The sequence below is a fragment of the Thermovirga sp. genome, from assembly GCA_012523215.1.
Classification (GTDB): domain Bacteria; phylum Synergistota; class Synergistia; order Synergistales; family Thermovirgaceae; genus 58-81.
In genome coordinates, this window is sequence record JAAYIZ010000147.1 from 1 (window position 1) to 4,318 (window position 4,318).

2 protein-coding genes and 1 tRNA gene are annotated in these 4,318 nt (G+C 58.4%); all 3 read left to right on the forward strand.

Translation table 11 applies throughout. The annotated features are described in order from the left end of the window. Positions 1-56 precede the first annotated feature (56 nt). Positions 57-142 (forward strand) — tRNA-Leu (locus GX108_04025). Between the two features lie 173 nt (positions 143-315). Then, entirely contained in the window at positions 316-3,921 is a 3,606-nt protein-coding gene (locus GX108_04030; protein NLO56207.1) for a DNA-directed RNA polymerase subunit beta, read from the forward strand. Then, a partial coding sequence (locus GX108_04035) for a hypothetical protein (GenBank protein NLO56208.1) occupies positions 3,922-4,318 on the forward strand: 397 nt, incomplete at its 3' end. It lies immediately after the preceding gene.

A 4,318-nucleotide genomic window follows, 5' to 3' on the forward strand; every position in this document is an offset into this window, starting at 1 on the left:
CCTGTTGCCAAAAGCCTCTCGCGTTGATAAAATTAACCCCGTTGGTACCAGCATCCGGGGAAGTGGCGGAACGGTAGACGCGCTGGCTTCAGGAGCCAGTGTCCGTAAGGGTGTGGGGGTTCAAATCCCCCCTTCCCCACCATAAAAGGTAATCCATCCCATTAGTCGGATGAGGTAAAACGGTGATCGTACCAAGAGAAAGCCGGAAGGGTTGTGCTGTGCCTATTGACAGAGCGCAGCCCTTTCGTTATGCTTTTAGTTTGTCACGTCTAGATTCTCCAAATCCCCTAGAGACAGGGAGGTTATGTTTCTCCCATGGCTGAATTCGTTCCCGTAAACAGCAAGCGCCAGCGCCTTACCTTCGGTCGCACCCGCGACCTTGTCGAGATCCCGGACCTGGTGGAGATCCAGCGGGATTCTTTCCGTTGGTTCTTCCAGTACAACGAAAAGGGCCGCCTCATCGAAGCGGATGAGAGATCCAGTCAGGGGCTCCAGGAACTTTTTGACGAGGTGTTCCCCATCGAGAGTTATGATGGTTCCTTTGCCCTCGAATTCGTCGATTATTTCGTCGAAGATCCCCAAATAACCCAGGAAGAGGCTATCCAGAGGGACCTTTCCTGGTCCAGGTCGGTCAAGGCTACCATCCGCTTGGTGAACCGAAAGACCGAGGAGATCAAGGAAGAAGAGGTCTACCTGGGGGATTTCCCCATGATGACCGAAAGAGGGACCTTCATCATCAACGGCACCGAGAGAGTGGTCGTCAGCCAGCTGGCCCGCTCGGCGGGCGTCTACTTCAATTCCGAGGAATCCATCCCCGGCCAGGAGCGTTACTCCGCCAAGGTCATTCCCGACAGGGGGGCCTGGCTCGAGTTCGACATGACGCCGGGCGAGGTCCTCTCGGTGAACATTGATAACAGGAAAAAACTTCCCGTCACAGTGCTCCTCAAGGCCTTTGGGGCCGCCGACAACGACGAAATTCTGAAACTTTTCGACGCCGTCGAGGAACAGATCGACCTTGTCGAGGACGAAGTAAGAGGAAGGCTTATCGCCGAGACCATAACCGAGGAGTCCGGGAAGGCCGTCATCAAGAAGAACGAGAGGATCACCCGCGATATCCTCGAAAAGTTATGGGAGATGGGGAAGACCCAGGTCTGGGTTTGGAAGACCGACTCCGCCATCGAGGCCACCATGGAGCGCGACCAGACCAAGAACTCCGACGAGGCCATCCTGGAGATGTTCCGCAGGCTTCGGCCCAACGAGCCGGCCCGGATGGAGAACGCCAGGGAATACGTCAACGGGCTTTTCTTTGATACCCGGAGGTACAACCTGGGCCGCGTCGGAAGATACAAGCTGAATCGTCGGCTTGGTCTCGATGTACCGGGTTCGATGCGCCTGCTCCTGGTGGAGGGCGTGGTGCAGATCGTCAAAAAGTTGATGGCCCTCAGGGACGGCCAGGAACGAATTGACGACATCGACCACCTCGGCAACAGGAGGGTGCGCGCCGTGGGCGAACTGCTCCAGAACCAGGTACGGATCGGCCTGCTCAGGATGGAGAGGATAGCACGGGAGAGGATGACCACTATCCCTGACCTCACCGAGGCCACGGCGAAGGAACTTATAAACGTCCGCCCCATATCGGCGGCGTTGAGGGAGTTCTACGGCTCGGGCCAACTTTCGCAGTTCATGGACCAGACGAACCCCCTGGCCGAACTGACCCACCGGAGGAGACTCTCGGCGCTCGGCCCCGGCGGCCTGAGCAGAGAGAGAGCGGGTTTCGAGGCCAGGGACGTCCACTACACCCACTATGGGAGGGTTTGCCCCATCGAGACCCCCGAGGGGCCGAACATCGGCCTGGTGACCTCCCTGTCGATCTACTCGAGGATAAACGAATACGGTTTCCTCCAGGCGCCCAAAAGAAAGGTCGTCGACGGCAAGGTCACCGATGAGGTCGTGTACCTCGGAGCCGACGAGGAGGACGAATTTTACATCGGGAGGGCGAACACCCCTGTAAATTCCGACAGGACCTTTGCTGAAAAGGAGATCTACGTCAGGGACAGGGGAGATATAGCCGTGGTTGAACCGGCAAAGGTGGACTTTCTCGATATTTCGCCCAAGCAGATTGTCTCGGCCTCTACGGCCCTCATACCCTTCCTCGAACATGACGATGCCAATAGGGCCCTCATGGGTTCCAACATGCAGAGGCAGGCCGTTCCGTTGATAAATGCCAAGGCCCCCGTCATCGGCACCGGGATCGAAGCCAGGATAGCCCGTGATACGGGATCCTGCGTGGTGGCGCGCAATTCCGGCACCGTGATCGGCGTCGATTCCATGACGATTCAGATCCAACCCGGCAAGAGTGGCAAGGTCGATCAATACAACCTGGTCAAATTCAAGAGATCGAACCAGGGGACTATCATTCATCAGAAACCCATCGTCTACAAGGGAGATATGGTCAAGGCGGGGGATATCATTGCCGACGGTCAGGCAGTGGAGAACACCGAACTGGCCCTGGGCAACAACGTCCTCGTGGCTTTCGTCTCCTGGGAGGGTTACAACTACGAGGATGCCATTCTGCTGAGCGACAGGCTGGTCAAGAATGACAGCTTCTCCTCCGTCCATATCGAGGAGTACGAGGTGGAAGCCCGGGACACTAAACTCGGCCCCGAGGAAATAACCAGGGATATCCCCAACGTCGGCGAAGATGCCCTCAAGGACCTTGATGAGACCGGCATCGTCCGGATCGGCGCGGAAGTGGTGGCGGGGGACATCCTCGTCGGCAAGGTCACCCCCAAGGGCGAGTCGGACCAGTCGCCGGAGGAAAAACTACTGAGGGCCATCTTCGGTGAAAAAGCCAGGGAGGTCCGGGACACTTCCATGAGGATTCCCCACGGCGAGGGCGGAAAGGTCGTGGCCGTCAAGCAACTCAGCCGTTCCGAAAACGGAGACGACCTGACGCCGGGAGTCAACGAGGTCGTCAAGGTCTACGTGGCGAAGATAAGGAAGATCTCCGTGGGCGACAAGATGGCGGGCCGCCACGGCAACAAGGGTGTCGTTTCGAGGATCCTCCCCGAGGAGGACATGCCCTACCTGCCCGATGGTACTCCCATCGATGTGGTCCTGAACCCCATAGGAGTGCCAAGCCGCATGAACTTGGGCCAGGTGCTGGAGACCATCCTCGGTTTTGTGGCTTCCAGGAACGGCTGGCATGTCGCTTCGGCCGTTTTCGAGGGCGCGAACGAGAAGGAGATCCTGGACCTGGTGGAGAAATCCCGCCAGGAGGGTTTCAAGGAACTGACGCCCGACGGCAGAGTGCTCCTCTACGACGGCAGGACCGGCGAGCCCATGAGGCGATCCGTCACGGTGGGGACCATGTACATGATGAAACTCATCCACTTGGTGGACGACAAGATCCATGCCAGGTCCATAGGCCCCTACAGCCTCATCACCCAGCAGCCCCTCGGGGGGAAGGCCCAGTTCGGCGGGCAGCGCTTCGGGGAGATGGAGGTCTGGGCCCTTGAAGGTTATGGTGCAGCCCACGTTCTCCAGGAGATCCTGACCGTCAAGTCCGACGACATCAGGGGGAGGCTCAAAACCTACGAACGGATCGTCAAGGGGCTCAACCTGACGGAACACGGGGTTCCCGAAAGCTTCAGGGTCCTCGTCAAGGAACTGCAGGGTCTGGGCCTGGACGTGGAGATCGTCTACGAGGACGGCACTATGGGCGAACTCTTGCTGGAAGAGGATGACGAGCCGGTTTCCCTCCCCAGGACGAGGGTACTGGAAGAGAAGCATGAAGGAACCGCGAAACACCTTGAGGGTATATTCCACGACGAGGTGCCCGGGAAGGATGAGCAGGTGCAATCCCTGCAGGCCCTGGGCAAGACGGTGACGAAAGACCCGGAAGAGGGGGCTGATGAATAGATGAACCAGAGAGGTATTTCCGGGGTGAAGATCAAGCTGGCGAGTCCTGAAAGGATCAGGGAGATGTCCAGCGGGGAGGTCAAGAAGCCCGAGACCATAAACTATAGGACCCTCAAGCCTGAAAAAGATGGCCTCTTCTGCGAGAGGATATTCGGCCCCACCAAGAGCTTCGAGTGCGCCTGCGGCAAGTACAAGAGAAGCGGCCCTAAGTTCAAGGGCGTCGTCTGCGACCGATGTGGCGTGGAGATAGCCGATAACCGCGTCAGAAGGGAACGCATAGGGCACATCGAACTCGCGGCGCCGGTGGTCCATATCTGGTACCTGCGGGGGATACCGAGCCGGCTCAGCCTCCTCCTGGGGACCGCCACGAAGGATCTCGAGAAGGTGGTCTACTTCG

Bases quoted from the DNA above. Each gene is read 5' to 3' on its own strand.
- GX108_04030 (NLO56207.1), top strand. From the start codon at position 316: ATGGCTGAATTCGTTCCCGTAAACAGCAAGCGCCAGCGCCTTACCTTC.